This window comes from Mycobacterium sp. IDUB_37 (assembly GCF_055419245.1).
The window spans coordinates 1-212 of sequence record NZ_JBVAXG010000072.1; the positions used below are offsets into that span (position 1 = coordinate 1).

Consider the following 212-nt stretch of genomic DNA (forward strand, 5'->3'; position numbering starts at 1 on the left):
GCCGTATCCACCGTGATCGCCGGACCCTGCAACCCCAACGCATACGACACCCGACCCGACGCCACACTCGTCGACAGACTGGTCAGGGCATAGCCCTCTACTTGCTCCGAGCTCCCGCCCAAGCCGTACGCCTGCGCCCAGGCGCCGACGAAGACCCCGGTCTCCGAACCCGCCAACCCCGACGGATCAATCCCCGCGGTCTCCAACGCCTC

1 protein-coding gene is annotated in these 212 nt (G+C 67.9%); it reads right to left on the reverse strand.

Annotation, left to right across the window (positions count from 1 at the left end; genetic code table 11):
* A partial coding sequence (locus tag ACZY1I_RS32365; RefSeq protein WP_463761735.1) for a beta-ketoacyl synthase N-terminal-like domain-containing protein occupies positions 1 to 212 on the reverse strand: 212 nt, incomplete at both ends.